Raw genomic sequence first — 18,879 nt, 5'->3', positions numbered from 1 at the left:
CAAGGAGGCTATATGCATACTATATTTGAAACGTCTATAAGAACCATGATTGGTTTTGTAGCACTATTAATTTTGACGCGTCTACTTGGCAAGAAATTGTTAGGTCAGCTAACATTTTTTACTTATATCACAGGTATCGCTATGGGAAATATGGCTGGTGACATGGTAGTACATAGAGATATAAAACTGATCGATGGTGTGTCAGGTCTTATAGTATGGGCATTCTTAACTTTTCTTGTTGAGTTCATGAGCTTAAAATCGTCTAAAGCCAGAGTATTGCTTGACGGCGAGCCTGCAATAGTTATTAAAAAAGGGGTTATCATGCAAAAGGAACTGGCTGCACAAAGACTAAACATGGATGATCTTACAATGCTTCTGCGAACCAATAATATTTTTTCTATCAACGATATTGATTATGCAATACTGGAGCCAAATGGCCGGCTAAGTGTATTAAAAAAACCAGATCTTGAAACTATCACAAAAAAAGATATGCAAATTCAGCCAGAAAGTCGGATGTATCTGCCTGCTGAGATTATTGTTGATGGAAGGGTAGTCATAAGAAATCTGAAAGAGCTAAATCTCAATAACGAGTGGGTAGACCAGCAGCTAAGCCGCGCAGGAATAAGCTCTGCTGAAGAGGTTTTTTTCGCTGAATTGCAGAGCGACGGAAGCCTTCATATAAGCAAAAAGAGAGCTTCCAAATAGCTCTCTTCCATATCCGCATCCTTTAATCAGACTGCCTTCATTCTGGTGGAAGTAATTTTACCCTCTATTCTATTAAGGTTTTTGACCTTCAAAGTTGGATCTGTTACGCCACATTGATCCATAATATCTTCAAGTATTTTAAATTCCTTCCTCTTGATTACGACTTCGACTTTATATCTTCTATCTCCGTTATTTCCTCTAGCTAGAAAGTTGTTAACCGTATAACCTTCTTCTCTAAGCTTTTCCGCTATTTCAATCATTTTATCCCTGTTATTAAAGAATATATCTACTTCCAAAATACCAAGTGCCAGCCGTTCCTCAAGTTTACCACCAATAAAAACTCCTAATGTTTTACCTAAGGCATATGCAAATGCAAAATGAAACCCCTTTGAACTAGTCATTTTACTGACAACTGTTGCAAAAATCATAGCATCCGTAAATACCAAAAGATAAACTGGATTCATAATCTTCTTCGACATTAATATGCTTTTTAATGTTGCTAAAACATTAGTAAGCGCTGTTACTAGAAATAACCCTATAAGGGTCAATATAATATGTTGTGTCATCCCGACACCCCCTTTTTGATTCTCTATCATTAATTATTTAATTTTCTTTTCTTGCCAATAAAAGCTAATTCCCGTAAAAAAAGCTAACATAGCATTATGTTAGCTTTGGAAGACATAAATAAACCCATGGTCTTATCCATGAGAATAATCATTCAGTTATTTATTTAAACAATTCATATTGAAAATTCAAGAAAAGAATAAATCTACTTTCATCATTAGATCATTTGAAAATCTCTAATTTGCACCAAGAAAAGCAATTTCATAGCAATTTTGAAAACAATGATAAGATTAATTTAAATAATTGTCTGGCTATATTTTAACCAGTTTGTATAACTATTGCACTAACTTCCCTATATTATCATATATTCTAAAAATTTGCAAGTAAAGCTCTTCAATAGGTGCAGGATGTATTATAGTTAAATATGTAAAACCCAATACATTCTGACACGATAAAAGAGACCGTATTGGTTAAAATATTAATGGTCATAATATCCGCGAACATGGAGGTAAATTCCATGGTTTTACTATTAATATTATTGACGTTACTTCTGCTTCTAGTTGTTTTATTATTTACAGTAAAATCAAAAGTAGATTTTATTTTCAATTCCACCAACTCAGATATGCATGTGACATTGTTTTGGCTGTATCCTTTGCTAAGGTCAGTTATAGCAAGGGAGAATAACGGATTAATTCTGACCGTATACCTGCTGAACAAAAGAATTTTAACTAAACAATTGAATCGTAAGCAAAACGTATCTGGTAAAGAGAGTATTCTTAAAAGCCTTAATCCCACTGATATCCATGTTGATACTCAGTATGGATTTCGTGACCCCTTCGTTACAGGTTTAGCCTGCAGTGCAATACCTCTGGTTTCTGAGTTCTTTAATGTAGAGTCGCTGCATCAGAAACCTGACTTTCTCGCAATTAACGACTATGTCAATTTGGATGCCACTGCAAGGTTGAACTTGGGTCATTCACTGATGAAGCTTATATAGCCAACGATTTAGCTCAGGTAAATCTAATAATTTTATTAATGGAGGTACACTAATGGAAGTTAATTCATCTTTAACTCAGAATATTGATACACTATTTTCAAATATAGAAACCTTTACACAGAGTGAAGGTACTCTGGGAAAGCCTGTCACGCAAGGTGACAAAACGCTTATTCCAATAATCTCCGTGACAATAGGATATGGCGGCGGCAATACCTCTGGTAAGATGTCGCAGGGTACCACCGGTACAACTCAGGGAAGCAGCAATGCCGGAATGGATGCACTGGGCCTTGGTGCTAGAATCAGTACTGATGCTCTCGCAGTCGTTGATGGCAACAATGTTACAGTTATACCTGTTAGCCCTACTGCAAGTAATATGAATCAATTGATAAGCCAAATACCTCAAATGATGGGTAAAGGTCAAACCAGCCAACCCCAGAATCAACAGCAGAACCAGCAGCAGAATCAACCACAGAGCTAATTTCTATTTAAGTCCACACAGCAAAACGCTGCGTGGACTTAATATTTGCTCTTAATGCCCGTGACAATTACAATGGTGTTCGCCATGATGTTCTCCGCTATGGCACCCGCCTTCGCTTACCTTAAGTGTTCCTTCAAGGTATTGCTGCACTGTCTCATCCACATTGCTGCTGGCTCCTGATACTATTCGGATGCCAAGGGAGTCCAGATTCTGTTTTGCACCATCACCCATACCACCTGCAATTACTGTCTCCACTCCATTTGAAGCTAGAAAACCCGGCAGCAAGCCATGCCCATGTGCACTTGTATCCAATAGCACTTTACCTATAATCCTTTTATCCTCAGTCTCAAAAATCGTAAACTGTTCACATTTTCCAAAATGTCCTGATACACAACCATTCTCTGTTGCAACTGCAATTTTCATTTTTGCATTCCTCCTTAATTGCCTACGTTATACTCAATTTCCTTAATCTCAGCCTTGGCGTAGCAGTAATCACCTTCAGGAAAGGACCATATTGCCTCTCCCCCTGAGGATATCTTTATCCCGTTATAATCCTTGTATTCATAGGCTGGAGTTGACCATCTTATATTCTGATAGGTTTTTCCTGTTGGTGAATAATACCTGTCATCCGATACAAATTTTATCAACTCGCCTTTCTCATTAAAATACAACATTGCAGACACTTTGATGCCGTTATTATTGAAGGTTGCTTTTACTGTCAACGGGTCAACGGTTTCCCATTGTATTCTCTCATCTATAAGGCTGGCTGGTGCAAGCATGCACATATCATTAAATACTGTAACTGTCTCACCCTTATTCATTTCCTCACCCTTGCCGTCGGCAACGGTAACCAGCCCAGCCAACTTTACCAGCATAATTGCCTTAGCATCTGCGTATTTATGTAGCCCCATGATCGGAAGGCCGGACATTTTCATCTGCATAAAATAGAGTCGTTTTGTATCCTTCAATTCGCTGTATTGCTCAGCACTCATTTTTGTCCAATCCTTTTTCGGGTCCGTTTTAAACTCTCCTTCAAATACAATTCTGAAATTCTTTACTTTTTCCTTGCCCACCGCCCCAACATATATAAGGTACTTTTTAACCGGCTCAGGCAAGTGCTTCATATCTCCTTCAGTTAATATACTGCTGTCTTGTTCCGAAGTGCTTTCCAGCAATTTTGCAACTTCTGCGTTATAAACTCTTTTGAGGTCTTGCGATTTGAAGATTAGAAATGAGACGATCAAGACCAGTAAAAGTACTATAATTGTAAAGATATACTTCCTATACATGTAATTATCCCCCCTACCAGAAATATATATAACTTTTCAATACTTATTTTACACCTATGGCCTTAACCTGACTATATCAAAAATGATCTGACGATAAAAAGCACCTGCTGCAATAATGGCAGAAGGTGCTTTTGTTCGGTACCAGGAACTTAAGATTGTCTAAAGTCCAGTTTTATATTTTTCAAATATTCTCAGAATCAAAATAATGGCTTGCTCTCTGCTTGCTTCCTTTTGGGGATTGAAGAGGTTGTTTGCACCTAAAATGAGTTTATTCATATACATATACTTAATCGGTTGATACGCCCATTTGGAAATTGTATTCCTATCATTGAAGGTTAGCTCTTCCGATGCGACTTCAATATCCGGACGCACTAATTTAATCATGTTGAACAGCATTGTCGACATCTGTTCCCTGTTTAGAGGTTTGTTGGGACCGAATTCACCATTGCCTATTCCAGTGACAATACCTAGGTTATATGCCTTTAAAACCTCAGCATTGTCCGTATCTTTAAAAGGATTCGAATCTGCCGGCGTAGCTGGCTGATCAGCCAGCCTGTCATAAAGTATGATTATCAATTCACAAAACTCTTCACGGGTAATTGGTTTCTGATAGTCCTTTAATACACGTCCTGTAGCAAATCCTCTTTCTACTGCGTTGTTAATTTCAGCTATAGCCCAGCTGCTTGGTTCTGATCTAAACTTCTTATTAGCTGTTATTTGAGCCACAGCTACTGCATCTGAGGTGCCGTGTCCGTCAGAGCTGGCGCTTTGTGCAAAGATCTTGAACGCATATTTATCTGCAGGAAATTCTGCAATTGTTGCGACAATTGAATCTTCTACAACTATATTATTAGCTTCAAGTATAAATTCTTCTACTTCTTCTATTTTATTTTGTTCTGAAATGGACCTGTATATAGGCTTTATAATATCGCCTTTTTTGATGCTTATCGCGCTGCCATTGCCGCCCTTTTCATTTATGCCGACTATTTCACCTTTATTACCTTCGTTAAATACAACTTCGATGCTGATCTTTTTATCGTTTAAATATGCAGGGATATAGAATCTGTTGAATTCATATTCATCCCGGTATGTAAAGACAAAAACATTGTTCAGTTTTATCAGGTTTACCTTTAAAGGTATTTTTAGCATTTTATCATATGCCCAGTTTCTTGGGTCAAATACGCGCACACCCAATGCTGTAAAGGTATCCGTCTCCTCATCAATATACCCTGGGTAATATCCCATTCTAAATATAAAACTTGCACTTTTTTCAACAGGTAAGTTGAAATACCCATAATCAAAGGAAGCACCGGACATATCAATTATTAAATTTTCCGACACGCCCTTAACAGAAGCTTCCACACTGAGTATAGGTGATAATAATATTACTATAGTCAATAAAAGCATCAGGCATACCTTGGTATTTCTTCTTATGGTTTTCATTAAGTAACCCTCCTTTGTATTTAAAAATATAGCGCCAGCCGCACCGGAGGTTTCCCTGGCACCATATCCATTCACCTGGCACCATAAATAAGTTGACATAGTGGAACCTAAGCCCCAACTCGGTTAATAGAAAACAAAATATAATTACTTTTTCTCCAGCGACATATTCCAATCATATAACGTCCATGGACTTTGAGGATCTTTAAGCAGCTCTTTCATAATTTCGAACCGGTAATGGGCATCGGTGCCCAAAACATTGCGTTTCTCGCCTGACCAGGCTTCAAAGCCTGTAATATAGCTTTCTCCCATCTCTTTCCATGAGCCAAAAGCCTTCTGAAGAGTTTGCGCTGCATCCATGATATATCCCCAGGATTCCTCATCTGTCAGGTAGCCCGCTACATAGCACTCACCGGCAACTCTCACAAGCCTGCACAACTCCCAACCCACCAGTTTCTTTTGCTCTCCACCGGCATCAAGGTATAAATGCCCCGACTTCTTAAGATTATTTACGACTCTCAAAGCATCTTCCCTGCTTTTGATGCCCCACGATCCATCCAGATAATTTTTACCGAACAGTACTCCGGTTTCATCTGCCAGTTTTCCTCCGCGAAGATTCAATGGCCAGCAATCCATTCTTAATGTTATGGCACTGGCACCTAGAGCCCATTCCAACTGCTCATCGCTGTACCTTTTCTTAGTAGAAGGGGTATTGATATATGCCGTTCTGGTATTTTTGTTCCAGTTCACCCTTGCTCCAAAACTTTCTGCGACAAACCGGACCGGAACAAAGACACTTCCGTTTATGGAAGTTGCAGGCACATCCAATTTTACCGGCTTTCCATTGACTGTAGCAGTTCTATCTCCTACCTTCAGTATGATCCTGGTATCATTTTTATGTCCGGTAATGGTATTAGTTTCATTGTCCCGATCCACCTGTGCTCCAAGAGCATTAAATGCATGCTCTAACGGTACCATAACACTTCCATTGATAATCCTCGGCCATTCATCCAAAACAACTTCCGTTCCGTTCACCTTGAGTATAATACCGGATAAAGTAATAAATTCCCCGGTTTCCCGTATGTTTTCAAAAGCCGGGTCGTAGCGCAGTTCATAACGCATGAAGTGGTCTTCTTTCAGTACATCCATCAAGTAATCAACCATTTCACCCAATCTGGACAATTTTGCTAAAGCCCTTCCCTTTTTATATTTGACATGGTAATTATTGGGGTAAGATTCCAGATGTTTATTGTAAGACTCCAATGCCTCATCATATCTTCCCAGTTCATGAAGCGTGCTGCCCCTATACTCGTAAAAGATAGTATAATTATCAGGCTTTGAAGCAATAAGCTGGTCGTAGATTTTCAAAGCTTCATCGTATCTCTTAAGCCGGCTTAACACACTCGCCTTGGAACTATAAGCAGTAATACTATCCGGTTGAATTCGTATCATTTGGTCGTAGCAAGCCAGGACATCCTCATACTTCTCCATTTTTTCCAGTATGCTTATCATGTCGTGCCAAACATAAAATTCATCAGGGCTGATTTCTGAGGCTTTACGAATTACTTGCAAAGCCTCATCATATTTTTTAAGTTCTTCCAATATACTAGCCTTATTTCTGTATGCAACTGTATCTTTTGGATTTATCTCGATGACCTTTTCATAGCAGGTAATTGCTTCTCCTACCCTCCCATATGATTTAAGCAGCCGGGCCTTCTTTTTCAATGATTCGGTATCAGACGGATCTAATTCAATAATTTTGGTATAGCACTCAATTGCCTCGCTACCATTGCGATACTCCAAAGCAGAGGCTTTTCCCTTATACGCCTCAATATCTTTTGGATTTATCTCAATAATCCTGTCATAGCATATAATTGCTTCTCTATTCTTGCCATACCGTTGAAGCAATTTAGCCGTTTTTCTCAATGATTCGGTATCAAACGGATCTAATTCAATGATTTTGGTATAGCACTCAACTACCGCGTAGCCCCCTCCGCTAATCTCCAAAATAGTGGCCTTTCCCTTATACGCCCTAATATCTTTCGGGTCGATCTCAATAATTTTATTATAATACAACAGCGTATCAGCATATTTATTTAATCCTAAAAGTGCATGAATTTTCCCATAATAAGCATCCTTACTGTTCGGGTCCAGTTGGATAGCCATGTCAAACTTCTCTTCAGCCTCCTTAAACAAACGTTTTTCTATCAAGTTATTACCCTCATTACAATAATCCGAAGCACTTGGTTGTGCCTCAGCATAAACGTTTTGCTTGTAAATACAGTCTGACAAGCCCATTATAACTATAGTGGCAATAATAAATAAAGTTATAATCCTTCTCATTTTGTAAATCCCCTCCAAACTTAAATATGGTATCAGATTACTGTACCTGGCACCATATTCTTCTACTTGTCGCTTAATAAAATGTACTTTCGAAAAAGAATAAGTACAACGCGAATATAAACATGCCTACACCAATTACCCCGGCACATACTCCTAAAAATACATACCAGATTTTTGCATTATCTTCACCTAAAAATTCTTTCGTTGTAATTGTATAATACTTTTCAAAAAATTTTTCTGGTTGTTTCAAAGCACCATTTATAAATTCATATGCAGTCCACAAAGATGCTATCCCGTACAAAATCGAAAGTCCCACTTCATCATGAATATCAATGCGAATGCTATTCACCATCCTTTCTGTTAGTTAAGTCCATATTCATATATAAACTGAGAATTTATAATTATAGCCTGCGACTTTTCTTTATCACTTGTTTTGTATTGAAACCTAATAGAACACCTGTGATTATGAGAAAATTTATACCGATGTTTGATAATATCATATACTTTTCTATCGTGTAGTTCTCACGTTCTATATAGTATTGTATGTAGAACAAAACTAATTTTACAGGATGGTACCAGTAATTGCTTAAAGCATTAAAATTTGAAAACACCACATGTTTTTCGATAAGGGGATCATAGCCTGAAGCATAACCTAATATATTAACCGAAGTGATAATTCCTCCTACGCTGATTAGCAGAAGTATATAAGTCAGCAATTTAAACCGATTCTGTGCTTCTGCTAAAACGTTGTGTTTTAATATATTTCCAAATATAAACCATTCTGAAAAAGATAATAGAAACCACAATATAAATATGCCTTGCATTATGATATTACTTGCCAAAGCAGTTCCAAAACGAATGATATACATAAAATAGTTACTCACTACAACAACAAAAATACATATTAAAGTGTATATAAGTATTTTAGCAAAATTTTTTATCATAAATATCCTCCTCTCTAGTTTGCGTCATTTATCAAAATAATGGATGTAGTCTGAATTACACCCATTATTTTGAAATTTTTAATCCAAGTGTAGATACTTTATCCTTTTTTTATACTTATTCTCTTGAAATTTAATTATTCTGTTCTATTTAAATACATACCTTTTAACTGTTCAACTAATTCGTCTAACATTGAATCACATTGGCTTACCAAAACTTTAAATTTATCCATTGCCGCTTCACGCTTTGTGGATATACTATTATTGTTATCCCATCTAGTTTCTTCTTCTACTATCAAACGATTTAGTGTTTCATATCTTGTCTCATGCCGATTCCCAACATTTTTCATCTCCAATGAATATTCATACAATGATTTCCGAGGACTTCCATCAGGACTAGTACTACCAATAAATCTAGTCCCAAATGGTTGTAAGAAGAAAAATCTGTATACATCAATATATGCGTATGTCATATCTACACCTTGTACCAAATCATTCTTCGTGTTTCCATAAAGTGGAATATAGGCTCTCTTCATTAAGTCATATGCAATTTTGTCTTTATTAATAATCCCGTCTTTACCAAAAGTTTTTTCTGTTTCGATAGGTAGATCAAGGGATTCTATATTTATACCAAAAAGACTTCCATAAGTTGATATAGCATTATTTGCATTATCTAATCTGTCAACGACTTTTTTTAGTACAGGTTTTCCTAATTTACCTATGTATTTCCCTGCTCCCCACAATAAGAAGTTTGAAGTAGCCGAAAACTCACTTGTTATACTATTTCCTTCAACGTATCCATTCGATTGTTCATAAATATAAGCAATCATATCAGTTGGTACTGGCATCCAACTTAGAACAGTTTTCGCCCCTTCAAGCTCATCTCGCCATGCTTCATATTTAAGTCTAAGTTGATATCTGTACAGCTTGCCATTAACAGAGTACTTATCTTTAAACCATTGCCGACCTTTTAAAAACTCAACAGCTTCCTCTTCGGTCGGCTTGTACTCAAGTATTTTTCTATATTTACCGGAAAAGCTATATGCCCCTTCTCTTGTATAAATATTACTGTTTTTCATTTCATCTTCATATTGTTTATAAAGCTCTGTATTCTGTAATGCTTTATAACTCTCCGGCTCATAAACGCCTAAGAACCTTTCCCAATTTTGGCGGTAGTAGTTAATATCCTTTGTCCATCTATCAACAACAGCCCAGTGCCCGCTTGGATCCACATATGTCAATGGATTAGCATTACCATAGATGTACAGATTCCTTGTCAAAGGCTCCATAGTGTCCCCGAACATCGTGTCCTGCTGGATAAATTGCATCGTCTTCGGCTCATAATACCTTGCCCTTAGGTATACCAATCCACCCTCTAAGTCATGCATCTCTCCTGTAAATCCGAAGGGGCTGTTTGTCAGCCTCGAGTTCTTTGCTACAGGGTCTAAGGGTTCTCCATAAGGTGCAAACCTGTTGCTGTCTATTATTCCTGCATTCATGTTGGTTATCGAGGTTGTGGTGCCTATGGCATCGTACAGGTAGTACAGAGGGTTGTTGGGTCGTCCTTCTATGCTTACAAGGTCTTCTGCACTTATTCTTTCTATACCATAAGTGTATACTCCTCTGTAATTACCGTCAATATCCGTTGTCATGAGTACCTCTTCGTTCTCTACGGATATATCGTTTATGTAGTTGGTTACCTCGAATACTTCCGGGTTGTTGAGGTCTATTCCTCCGGGGTTTTGGGGATGATCCAACCTCTTGTACCAGCCCAGATGCTTGCCCCTGTTGATGTGTTCCTTGTTCTTCCCTTTGCCTCGTTCGTTAATCTTGTCCTTACCGTTGCCTTTACTGTCATTGCCTTTAATCTTATCACCGTCATTACTGTTGTCTTTATCCTTGTCGCCGTTGTTGCCACCACCGTTGCCGTTATCTTTATCATTATCGCCACCCTTGCCGTTACCTTTGCCTCCGCCTTTGTCATATGCAATGAGCATGCTAATGCTCATTCTTATATCGCCCGCAGCAGCAAACAGTAAACCGTTAGTACCATCCTTCCATCCGAGCTTTCCGCCTTTAGATCCGGGTTCAGACTTTTCGTTTTCTCCGTTGCCATTCCCCTTTTCATTGTCACTATCCTCGTTCTTGCCGTTGTTTTTATCCTTATCATTACCCTTGATCTTACCGGGTGGCACCTGCAGACGCTCCCCTTCTTGTACCGGGGGTTTTACTGCTGTGCTCTGGCTGTATGTCCTCCATAACCTGTTGCCTTCCCCGTCATATCCGTAGGTGAATACTTTTCCGCTGTGCTCTACTATCTCTACCAGCCTGTCCGCATCATCATAATAGTAATAGTCCGCTGTCTTCCGTACCGTGCTTTCCTCCTGCAGGGCTTCTTCTGCTACCTCAACACCGGCAGCAGGTTCTTCTTCAGCACCAGCCTCTGATTCTTCTCCGGTGTTTTCCAATACCATACTCTCGGCATTCGTTTCTTCCGTTGCTTCAGTCTTTGCTCCGCCTTTCTTGCCACTGCTCTTACCTTTACCTTTTGCTGTTCCGGTACTGCTTTCTAAGGCTTCTTCCTCCGGTACTACAGCCTCTTCTTCAGCCTGCAGTGCATTCTCCGCTGTTTGCTCTACCGCCGCCTGCTCCGGTACTCCTTCTACGGTATCCCCGTCTGTTTCATCGGATAGTATTCTTTGTATCCTGTTTCCGTTCAGGTCGTATTTGTATGTGCGTGTGGTTATTCCGTTCTCTGCTTGTCTAGTCATCCTGTTTGATTCGTCATAGGTATATGTATATTGAGTTGTTTTTCCGTCTTCTATTATGGTCTTTTCTGTTACGTTTCCTGCTCCGTCGTAGCTATAGCTGTACTTTGCATTGTTATCACCTGTTTCTTCCATGCTCTTTATTGTGTTGTTCTTGTAGTAGTCATAGGCCCTCAGGTAATGCTTGTCTTCTTTCCATATTTCTTCTTTTGTCTTGTTGCCTGCTCCGTCATATTCGTATTCGATTTTTTCTACTGTGCCTCCACTGCTGCTTATGCTGCTTATTTTTGTTATTCTGTTTTTCTGATCGTATTCATGGGTCGTTGTTATTCCGTTGGGGTATGTTGTGGTTTTTCTTCTTCCTGCTTCGTCATAGGTGTAGGTTGTTTCTCTGCCCTCTCTGTCGGTTACCGTTACCAGCCTGTCATGTTCATCATAGTCATAGCTTACTATTTTCCCATCGGGATATACTATTTTTGTCTTTCTTCCTTTTTCGTCATATTCGTAGTTTACTTCTTCGTCTGCCGGGTCTATGTATGTTGTTAGCCTATCCATTCCGTCATATTCGTAATTGCTTACTCCGTTTATATCTGTCATTCCGGTCTTTCTGTTGAACTCGTCATACTGGTAGGAAACAGTATCTCCTCCCGGGTATAGTATGCTGTTCAATCTGTTGTATTGGTCATATCTGTAATTTATCTGTTTTTCATCCGGCTTTGTGATTTTCTTTATTTGTCCTAAAAGGGTATATTCAAACTTTTTCACTTCTCCCAGTGGATTTTCAAAGCTTGAGAGATTTCCTGCGGTATCATAGGTGTAATAGCTGCTGTCACCTCTGCCGTCTGTCATGCTTTCCAGCCTGCCGTCTTTGTAGTATGTATATTTTGTTATGTTGGCTTCAGGGTCCTTTACCGATATCAGCCTATTTGAGCTGTCATATTCGTAAAATGTTGTATTTCCATTCCCGTCTGTAAAGGTGCTCAGGTTGCCCGACTCGTCATACTGGTAGCCTGTCCCTCCATTTGTAAGGTCTGCTATGCTCTGAAGTCTGTTCAGGGCATCATAGTTGTAAGTATATAGGTTTCCTGAAGGGTCCTGCATTGTCGCTATGTTATTGCTTGCGTCATAGGTGTATTCTGTTTCCTGTCCAAGGGGATCCAGTATTTTCGCAAGGTTGTTTGCTGCATCATAGGTGTAATCGTATCGCTGATTCTCCGGCTTTACCATGTAGTCTATGTTTCCAACCTCGTCATAGCCTATCTCGGTAAACTTGTATTCGGGTGCAAGTATGCTTGTTATTCTGTCTAGCTCGTCATAGCCGTATGTTGTGATATTTCCATCCGGAATTTGCTTTGTTTTGAGGTTGCCAAAATCATCATAGGTATATGATGTGATATGCTGCTGTTCATTAGTTTCGGTAAGCAGCCTGTGCATTTTGTCATAGACATATGTTGTTGATTTTGCTGAGTTGTCGTATATCCTCTCTATATCTCCTGTAATGGAATCATATATATAATTCTTGGCATATCCGCCTGATTCGGTTACTTTCCTTATACGGTGGGCATCATCATATTGGTAGGCTGTTATTCTTCCTTCCTGGTCAGTTACCCTCTGCAGCTCACCTTTTATGTTATATGCCTTTATTGTTGTATTTCCCTGTGTATCACTGACAGTCAACTCCTTACCGTCGGGGGTATAGCTGTAGACCGTTCTTACTCCCCTTTCATCCGTCATTGTCTTTATATTGTCCATAGGGTCATAAGTATAGCCGGTAGTTTCATTCAACGCATTTTCTATTGTTTTTATCCTGTTTTGTCCGTCATACGTATATGCTGTTGTATTATTTTTCGGATCGGTAACTGATTGCAAGCTGCCGCCCGGATAATAGTCATAGACAGTCGTGTTGTCCCTTTCATCCGTTACTGTTTTGAGTTTGTTCAGTGCGTTATAGTCATATTTCTTGGTGTAATTCCTTGCATTTATTATTTGCTTTACCATATTGTTGTCATTGTACAGATACTCTGTTGTGTTATTAAGTGGGTCAGTTATTGTTTTCAGGTTGCCGGAATCATCATATTGATAGCTGTAGGTTCTGTTTCCGGTTTTTTTCATTGAAATTATTTGATCCACGTTGTTATACTCTATTTCAGTGAGTTTGCTCTCAGGGTCTATAACCTGTCTGATCCTGCCCTTAGGGTCAAAGTTATATGCTGTTGTATTCCCGTCTATGCCTTTAATTGCGCTGATATTACCGATTCTATCATAATCATACACTTCTGTTCTTCCCATTATATCGGTAAGTGATTCTACTCTTCCGAACCCGTCATATTCATAATGCGCTTTGTCTACCAATGTACTGCCTTTTGTTTTTATTATGTCCTCCGGTTTGCCTGCTGCTGTATATGAGATACTCTGCACCATACCGGCCCTGTCCTTTATGGATACTGGCCTGTCCATAAAATCATATCCGAACTCTTTTGTTATGTTGTCGGGGTATGTTATTTTCTGGAGTGTTCCGTCAGGATAATAGTCATACTTCTCCAGCTGTGCATCGCTGCCGTAAATGTCCTTTTCCAGCTCATCCAATCTGCCTGTTGTATCATATCTGTATTCTGTTATGTTTTGCATAGGGTCAATGTAATGTTTAATCAAACCCCTGCCGTCATAGAGGTATGTATATTTGGTGTCGTCAGCTTCAGGTATGCTGGTGGTATACAATCTGTTCAACCCATCATACTCCATGTATGTAGTGTTATCCTCCCCGCCGGTTACAGCGCGCATATTTCCATCTTCGTCATATTCATAGGATATGGTTTTGTACATGGGGTCTGTTACTTCTGATATTTTGTTTATTTCATTGTAGTCATATACCGTTGTTTTGCCTTCGCCATTCTCGATTGTCTTTATGTTCCCATTATCATCGTATGTATATCCAGTACTGGTGCTTATCAATTGCTGTGTAACGGGGTCAATATATCTCTCCTCCGTTTCCTCAAGCTGTCCAATGGGGTTATAGTCATATATAAAGGTTATGTCTTTGCTGTCCTTTATTTTTTTAATTCTTCCTGAGTCTGAGTAATCTACTGTTGTTATTTTATTTCCCGGCTCTGTTATCTTCTTTACCCTATACAAATCATCATAAAGATAATCCTTTGTGTTCACGTCATTGCCGATTTCTTTAGTGAGGTTTCCCATTTCGTCATACTCAAAGCTCACTTTATGCTGGTTCGTGCTGCCTTCTGTTTGAAATGTATACATGCCTTGAAGGGTTTGGGTAATATTTTTTCTTGTTATTGTTTTAACCTTGTTTATACTGTAGTCGTAAACATAATCTGTGCTGTCTCCGTCTGCTTCCTCAACATGTGTTATGTTGTTAATGTTATCATAACCATAAGTGTATGTAGGTTGATCATACCCCGGGTATGTGATATCCGTCAGCCTGTCCATTTCGTCATAATCATAGCTTGTTAATCCGTTTTCCTGATCTTCTTCAGTTTTTATGTTTCCGTTGCCGTCATAATCGTATGTTATGGTATAGCCATATACATCTGTGATTGTCTTAAGTCTGTCATTTCCATCATAGTCATATATTTTTATCGGACTGCCGCTGCCGTCAGGAAGTGTCCTGCTGGTTGTTTCGCATTTAAGATTGCCGTTTTCGTCATAGTCATAGTATGCAGCCCTGTATACGTCAAGACTTCCAGGATGTTGCACCGCGGTTACCCTTCCGTTACGGTCATGTGCTATCCTTGTTACGTTAAGTTTAGGATCGGTTATGGTAATGATCCTTCCCATGCTGTCATAGTTATACTCATATTCGTTACTGCCATAAGATATTTTCTGTGCCTGTGGATAGCTGCTGTTGTCTATTGTAACAGTTACATTGTCTGCATCCTTCTGGGATACGAGAAGTCCCTTAGTCGTGAAGTCATAGTCTGTAACTGCAGATTTTCTGATCCCGCCTTCATAATAGTACTGTATTTTCTGCTCCAGATTGTTGTTTGAGTCATAGTGATATTCGGTAATGTTTCTTTCGAAATCCTGTGCAGTTTCGAGCAAATACCCCTCTTTATACGTCAGTAACATCGCATTGTTATCAGGCCTGGTATACTTTTTTATATATCCCAGGTCATTATATTCATAGACATGATTATTTCTCATTCTGTCAGTGAATCTATTTACATCACCCTTGCCAGTGTGCTCATAATTCTCATACTTGTAGCCGGGGTATGCTTTCTTGGTAAGCCACTTCCTGCTGTTGTAGTAATATGTATATATGTTTTGCTCTGCATCTTTAAAGGTAGTCATGCCGGGGTCGTAATCAAAGGAAACAGAGTTGTTCTCTCCGTCCTGCTGTACTAATACTCTTCCATCATCAGTATATTCATTTGTAATGATAGTGTACTGTCTGGCTGGGGTAATAGTCCTAACCCTCATCTTGTCATCATATCCATAGACAGTACCGAACTGCTCAGCATCTATGTATTTTTCGAGCTTGTTGGAGCCTGCCCCATACACGAAGCTTATCTTGGAATTATCCGGCAATGTAACAGAACTGATATTTCCACACCAAGGAGAACCGCTGTCTAGGTATTCAAGCTTGACCTGCCTGTTTACAGGGTCTGTAATAATAGTCTGCCAATCATTGTCATCATACTGTACCTTTATTGTATTATTGTTTCTGTCGTTTATATTTGTAAGAAGTCCTGTCTTGCCAAACCGATAGAGTATGTTCTCAGGTGTCTTTATCACATAGTACTCTCCGGCAGCAGTCAGTATATCATGAGTTGCGGCATTTGTGACATAGGTGCTGCCGCTTTTCCTGAAGTATATCCTGCTCCCGTCACCCCTGCTGTAGCCTATTGTTCCATCTTTGTAGAAGGACAGATACTTGTTGTAGCTGTAATCCCATTTATCTCCGAAGGGACTTTTCCTGTTTTCAAGGGTCGAGACATGGGACCTCACAAAGCTCACATTTATGTTGTATACCGGGAAGGAGAAGTCCTCGTGAGCATATGAAAAGGCTCCCGTATTGGAATTTACATATTGTGCTGCTTCTTCTGCATTTTTATATTCTGTCCCAGATACTTCATCCTTTAGCTCCATCTCTGGTGTAATACTGTTTGGCTGCTTGTAGTTATATGGCTGTGCTTTCTCTGTATATACAAACAGCTTCTGCCCTACTGTAAGGGCTTCATTTGTCAGTTTGTTAAGCTGGTATATTTCGTTGTATTTGTTTCCATCCCCGAGGTAATGCTTTGCCAGCCTTCTTAAGGTATCACCGGGCTGCACTTCGCATACTACAAATTTCCTTGAGGCAAGGTCCTTCTCCTCGATTATTTTATACTCACCTTCCGGCTCAGGCTCTTCGGAGTCTTCTTCCCCGGTGTCAACTTCGGTCTCTCCGTCTGCAGGAGGTGACGGTTCTTCTGGTTCCTCTGGTTCTTCCCATTCTTCTACCGTTATATGTGCCTCTACCCAGTATGCTTTGTCCAAATCCAGGTTGAAATGCTCTGTTTCCCAATTGTATATGTCGAAATTCTCTTCTACTATCTCGCCTGTACCGCCGTCAGGCATTAGTTTGTATTCAATCGTCAGCCTGTTTGTTTTTTCCTCTTCTTCTCCTTCAGAGCCCTCGGAATCCTCGGAATCCTCGGAATCCTCTTCATCTTCTTCATCAGAGCCTGCATCGTACTCCACTGTCCCTTTTGCATATGCCACTCCATTTTCCATTATGTCGTTCCTTTCAAGTACAAGCTCCAGGTCGCCTAAACTTGGTTCTACAGGGTCTTCAACAGGCATATCTGTATATATTATTTCAACGCAAGGCTTATTGTCATCATTGTTCGTTGAATAGAAGCAGTCCGCCTGCTCGCTTTCATTCTCGAGCTTGAGCATGATGCCATAGTTATCTTCTTTTGTCCAGTCTTCTATGAGTGACTTGATATCCCATTGGTACCATTTAGTTTCTTGATTTATTGTGGTTGAGGTCTTATATTGAAAGTACTCATCAAATTCATCCGGCTCTTCATCAGCATCCGGAGCAGGTTGTGTCTCGTAAGTAACACCATTAATATCAATATACTGTAGTATTTTATATAGCTGAACTTCCCTTTCTACACTTTCCCCCAGTCTTGCGCTTCTATAGGTTAAATTGTCTTCATCTCTTGGAATCAACCAATGTGTATATTTATATAGTTTTAGCTCCGCCGATTGTATTTTTACCTCGTCGGTAATCTCCTGAGGCAATATAAATCCCATATAACCTCTTGTCTTGCCTTTATAATTGTCAAATTGAGGTGAATTTGTGCTCCTAATACCGTCATCATATCCTACGTAAATCATATCCTCAAGATTATGTGAATACCTTGGCTTTATTTGCTGTACAAAGTTATCTGAAATCTCACTGCTTCCTATAGTAGCACTTGGATCGATCTTTACAGGATATGCCCTTGCTGCATCCTTGAGCCATTGATCGTCAGGTATCAGAGTGATGCTATAGCTGCCTCCATTTTGCTCAAGCCTTAATTCTATGCTGTTAGACAGGGTTCCCTGGGCATCTTCCATATATGGAGCTGACAGTGCAAATACGTTTTCTCCGGTTTTCTTGTCGGTTATCAGTATTGTCCCATCCTGCTCAACCACTTCTGCAGGACCGTTCACATCCATTTCATATGTGAATTCCAAGTCTTCCCTGTAGCTTGATACTATGATGTCCTCTTTAACACCAAGTTCATGTACCGTGTATAGATAGCCTATGCCCACTTTGTTGGTGGAGTAGAACACCTGGCTGCCCTCGACAATCATATCCCCATTTATTGCATCTTCTGGACTTATTTCTATTGATATATTCCCTTTTTGCACTTTATAGCTTGCTTGTTTGCCTTCTTTCCCGGTAAAGTAAACATCAAACAGGCCTGTTTTATTTTTATAGGCATACTTATTACCCTTGCCTGCTATTTCCACAAGACTGCTATCTATCTCAATAAATTTCCCTTCTGAATCCTTTACATGGATTGTCTGGAAGAATATGACCGAGGTCTTTGTTCCGTCCTCATTCAGATAGGTTTTGGAATTCTCCGTTCGGTTTTCCAATAGCTCCTTTTTGTTCTTCCATTTTTCAAAAGCGTCAGCTTTTTTCAACAGTCCATTGGGTATCTTATGAGGCTTCTTAACTTTGGCTCCGTCCAGTTCTGGTATTTTCTTCTCTTTTTTTATAGAGGAGTTCCCTTTATCCCCGGTATTCATCGACATATTATCTGCATAAATACCAATGCTGCATTGGAATGTAAAGATAAAAATAACCAGATAACTGATTAACTTATATAGTGTGTTCTTTTTCTTCAATTCCTCA

The 18,879-nt window shown here is 39.3% G+C and carries 11 protein-coding genes; 3 read left to right on the top strand and 8 right to left on the bottom strand.

The window, feature by feature from the left end; translation table 11 throughout:
* Positions 1-12: 12 nt before the first annotated feature.
* Positions 13-705 (top strand): DUF421 domain-containing protein, encoded by a 693-nt coding sequence (locus VEB00_17070; protein ID HYF84717.1) that lies wholly within the window; start codon positions 13-15, stop codon positions 703-705.
* 26 nt (positions 706-731) lie between these two features.
* On the opposite strand, the gene VEB00_17065 is transcribed toward VEB00_17070, so the two are convergent.
* Positions 732-1,271: a DUF5698 domain-containing protein gene (locus VEB00_17065; GenBank protein ID HYF84716.1), complete on the bottom strand. Its 540-nt coding sequence runs from the start codon at positions 1,269-1,271 to the stop codon at positions 732-734.
* Between the two features lie 515 nt (positions 1,272-1,786).
* Between VEB00_17065 and VEB00_17060 the strand changes: the two genes are divergently transcribed.
* Together VEB00_17060 and VEB00_17055 are read left to right on the top strand one after the other, a co-directional pair.
* Positions 1,787-2,266 carry a hypothetical protein gene (locus tag VEB00_17060; protein ID HYF84715.1) on the top strand — a complete coding sequence of 160 codons (480 nt, stop codon included), beginning with the start codon at positions 1,787-1,789 and terminating at the stop codon, positions 2,264-2,266.
* A gap of 52 nt (positions 2,267-2,318) precedes the next feature.
* Complete coding sequence (locus VEB00_17055) at positions 2,319-2,744, top strand: spore germination protein GerW family protein (protein ID HYF84714.1); 426 nt, start codon at positions 2,319-2,321, stop codon at positions 2,742-2,744.
* A gap of 51 nt (positions 2,745-2,795) precedes the next feature.
* Here the strand turns inward: VEB00_17055 and VEB00_17050 are convergent, their stop codons facing one another.
* The 7 genes from VEB00_17050 to VEB00_17020 form a co-directional block, all read right to left on the bottom strand.
* Positions 2,796-3,167, bottom strand: coding sequence for a NifB/NifX family molybdenum-iron cluster-binding protein (locus tag VEB00_17050; GenBank protein HYF84713.1), 372 nt, complete (start codon positions 3,165-3,167; stop codon positions 2,796-2,798).
* A 14-nt stretch (positions 3,168-3,181) separates the two neighbouring features.
* The gene (locus VEB00_17045) at positions 3,182-4,033 is read right to left on the bottom strand and encodes a DUF6544 family protein (protein HYF84712.1); all 852 of its coding nucleotides are present in this window, start codon (positions 4,031-4,033) and stop codon (positions 3,182-3,184) included.
* A gap of 159 nt (positions 4,034-4,192) precedes the next feature.
* Positions 4,193-5,476, bottom strand: coding sequence for an S-layer homology domain-containing protein (locus VEB00_17040; GenBank protein ID HYF84711.1), 1,284 nt, complete (start codon positions 5,474-5,476; stop codon positions 4,193-4,195).
* A 144-nt stretch (positions 5,477-5,620) separates the two neighbouring features.
* On the bottom strand, positions 5,621-7,816 hold the full coding sequence (locus VEB00_17035; protein HYF84710.1) for a tetratricopeptide repeat protein: 2,196 nt from the start codon (positions 7,814-7,816) through the stop codon (positions 5,621-5,623).
* Between the two features lie 73 nt (positions 7,817-7,889).
* Entirely contained in the window at positions 7,890-8,117 is a 228-nt protein-coding gene (locus tag VEB00_17030; GenBank protein ID HYF84709.1) for a hypothetical protein, read from the bottom strand.
* A 100-nt stretch (positions 8,118-8,217) separates the two neighbouring features.
* On the bottom strand, positions 8,218-8,760 hold the full coding sequence (locus VEB00_17025) for a hypothetical protein (GenBank protein HYF84708.1): 543 nt from the start codon (positions 8,758-8,760) through the stop codon (positions 8,218-8,220).
* A gap of 134 nt (positions 8,761-8,894) precedes the next feature.
* Positions 8,895-18,872, bottom strand: a complete 9,978-nt coding sequence (locus VEB00_17020; protein ID HYF84707.1) for an RHS repeat-associated core domain-containing protein — start codon at positions 18,870-18,872, stop codon at positions 8,895-8,897.
* Between the last annotated feature and the right edge of the window lie 7 nt (positions 18,873-18,879).

It is taken from the genome of Clostridia bacterium (assembly GCA_035628995.1).
Classification (GTDB): Bacteria; Bacillota; Clostridia; order Lutisporales; family Lutisporaceae; genus BRH-c25.
Note: the sequence above shows the minus strand (reverse complement) of the source record. Positions and strands in the feature narration are given on the sequence as shown.

Bases quoted from the DNA above. Each gene is read 5' to 3' on its own strand.
- VEB00_17070 (HYF84717.1), top strand. From the start codon at position 13: ATGCATACTATATTTGAAACGTCTATAAGAACCATGATTGGTTTTGTA.
- VEB00_17065 (HYF84716.1), bottom strand. From the start codon at position 1,271: ATGACACAACATATTATATTGACCCTTATAGGGTTATTTCTAGTAACA.
- VEB00_17060 (HYF84715.1), top strand. From the start codon at position 1,787: ATGGTTTTACTATTAATATTATTGACGTTACTTCTGCTTCTAGTTGTT.
- VEB00_17055 (HYF84714.1), top strand. From the start codon at position 2,319: ATGGAAGTTAATTCATCTTTAACTCAGAATATTGATACACTATTTTCA.
- VEB00_17050 (HYF84713.1), bottom strand. From the start codon at position 3,167: ATGAAAATTGCAGTTGCAACAGAGAATGGTTGTGTATCAGGACATTTT.
- VEB00_17045 (HYF84712.1), bottom strand. From the start codon at position 4,033: ATGTATAGGAAGTATATCTTTACAATTATAGTACTTTTACTGGTCTTG.
- VEB00_17040 (HYF84711.1), bottom strand. From the start codon at position 5,476: ATGAAAACCATAAGAAGAAATACCAAGGTATGCCTGATGCTTTTATTG.
- VEB00_17035 (HYF84710.1), bottom strand. From the start codon at position 7,816: ATGAGAAGGATTATAACTTTATTTATTATTGCCACTATAGTTATAATG.
- VEB00_17025 (HYF84708.1), bottom strand. From the start codon at position 8,760: ATGATAAAAAATTTTGCTAAAATACTTATATACACTTTAATATGTATT.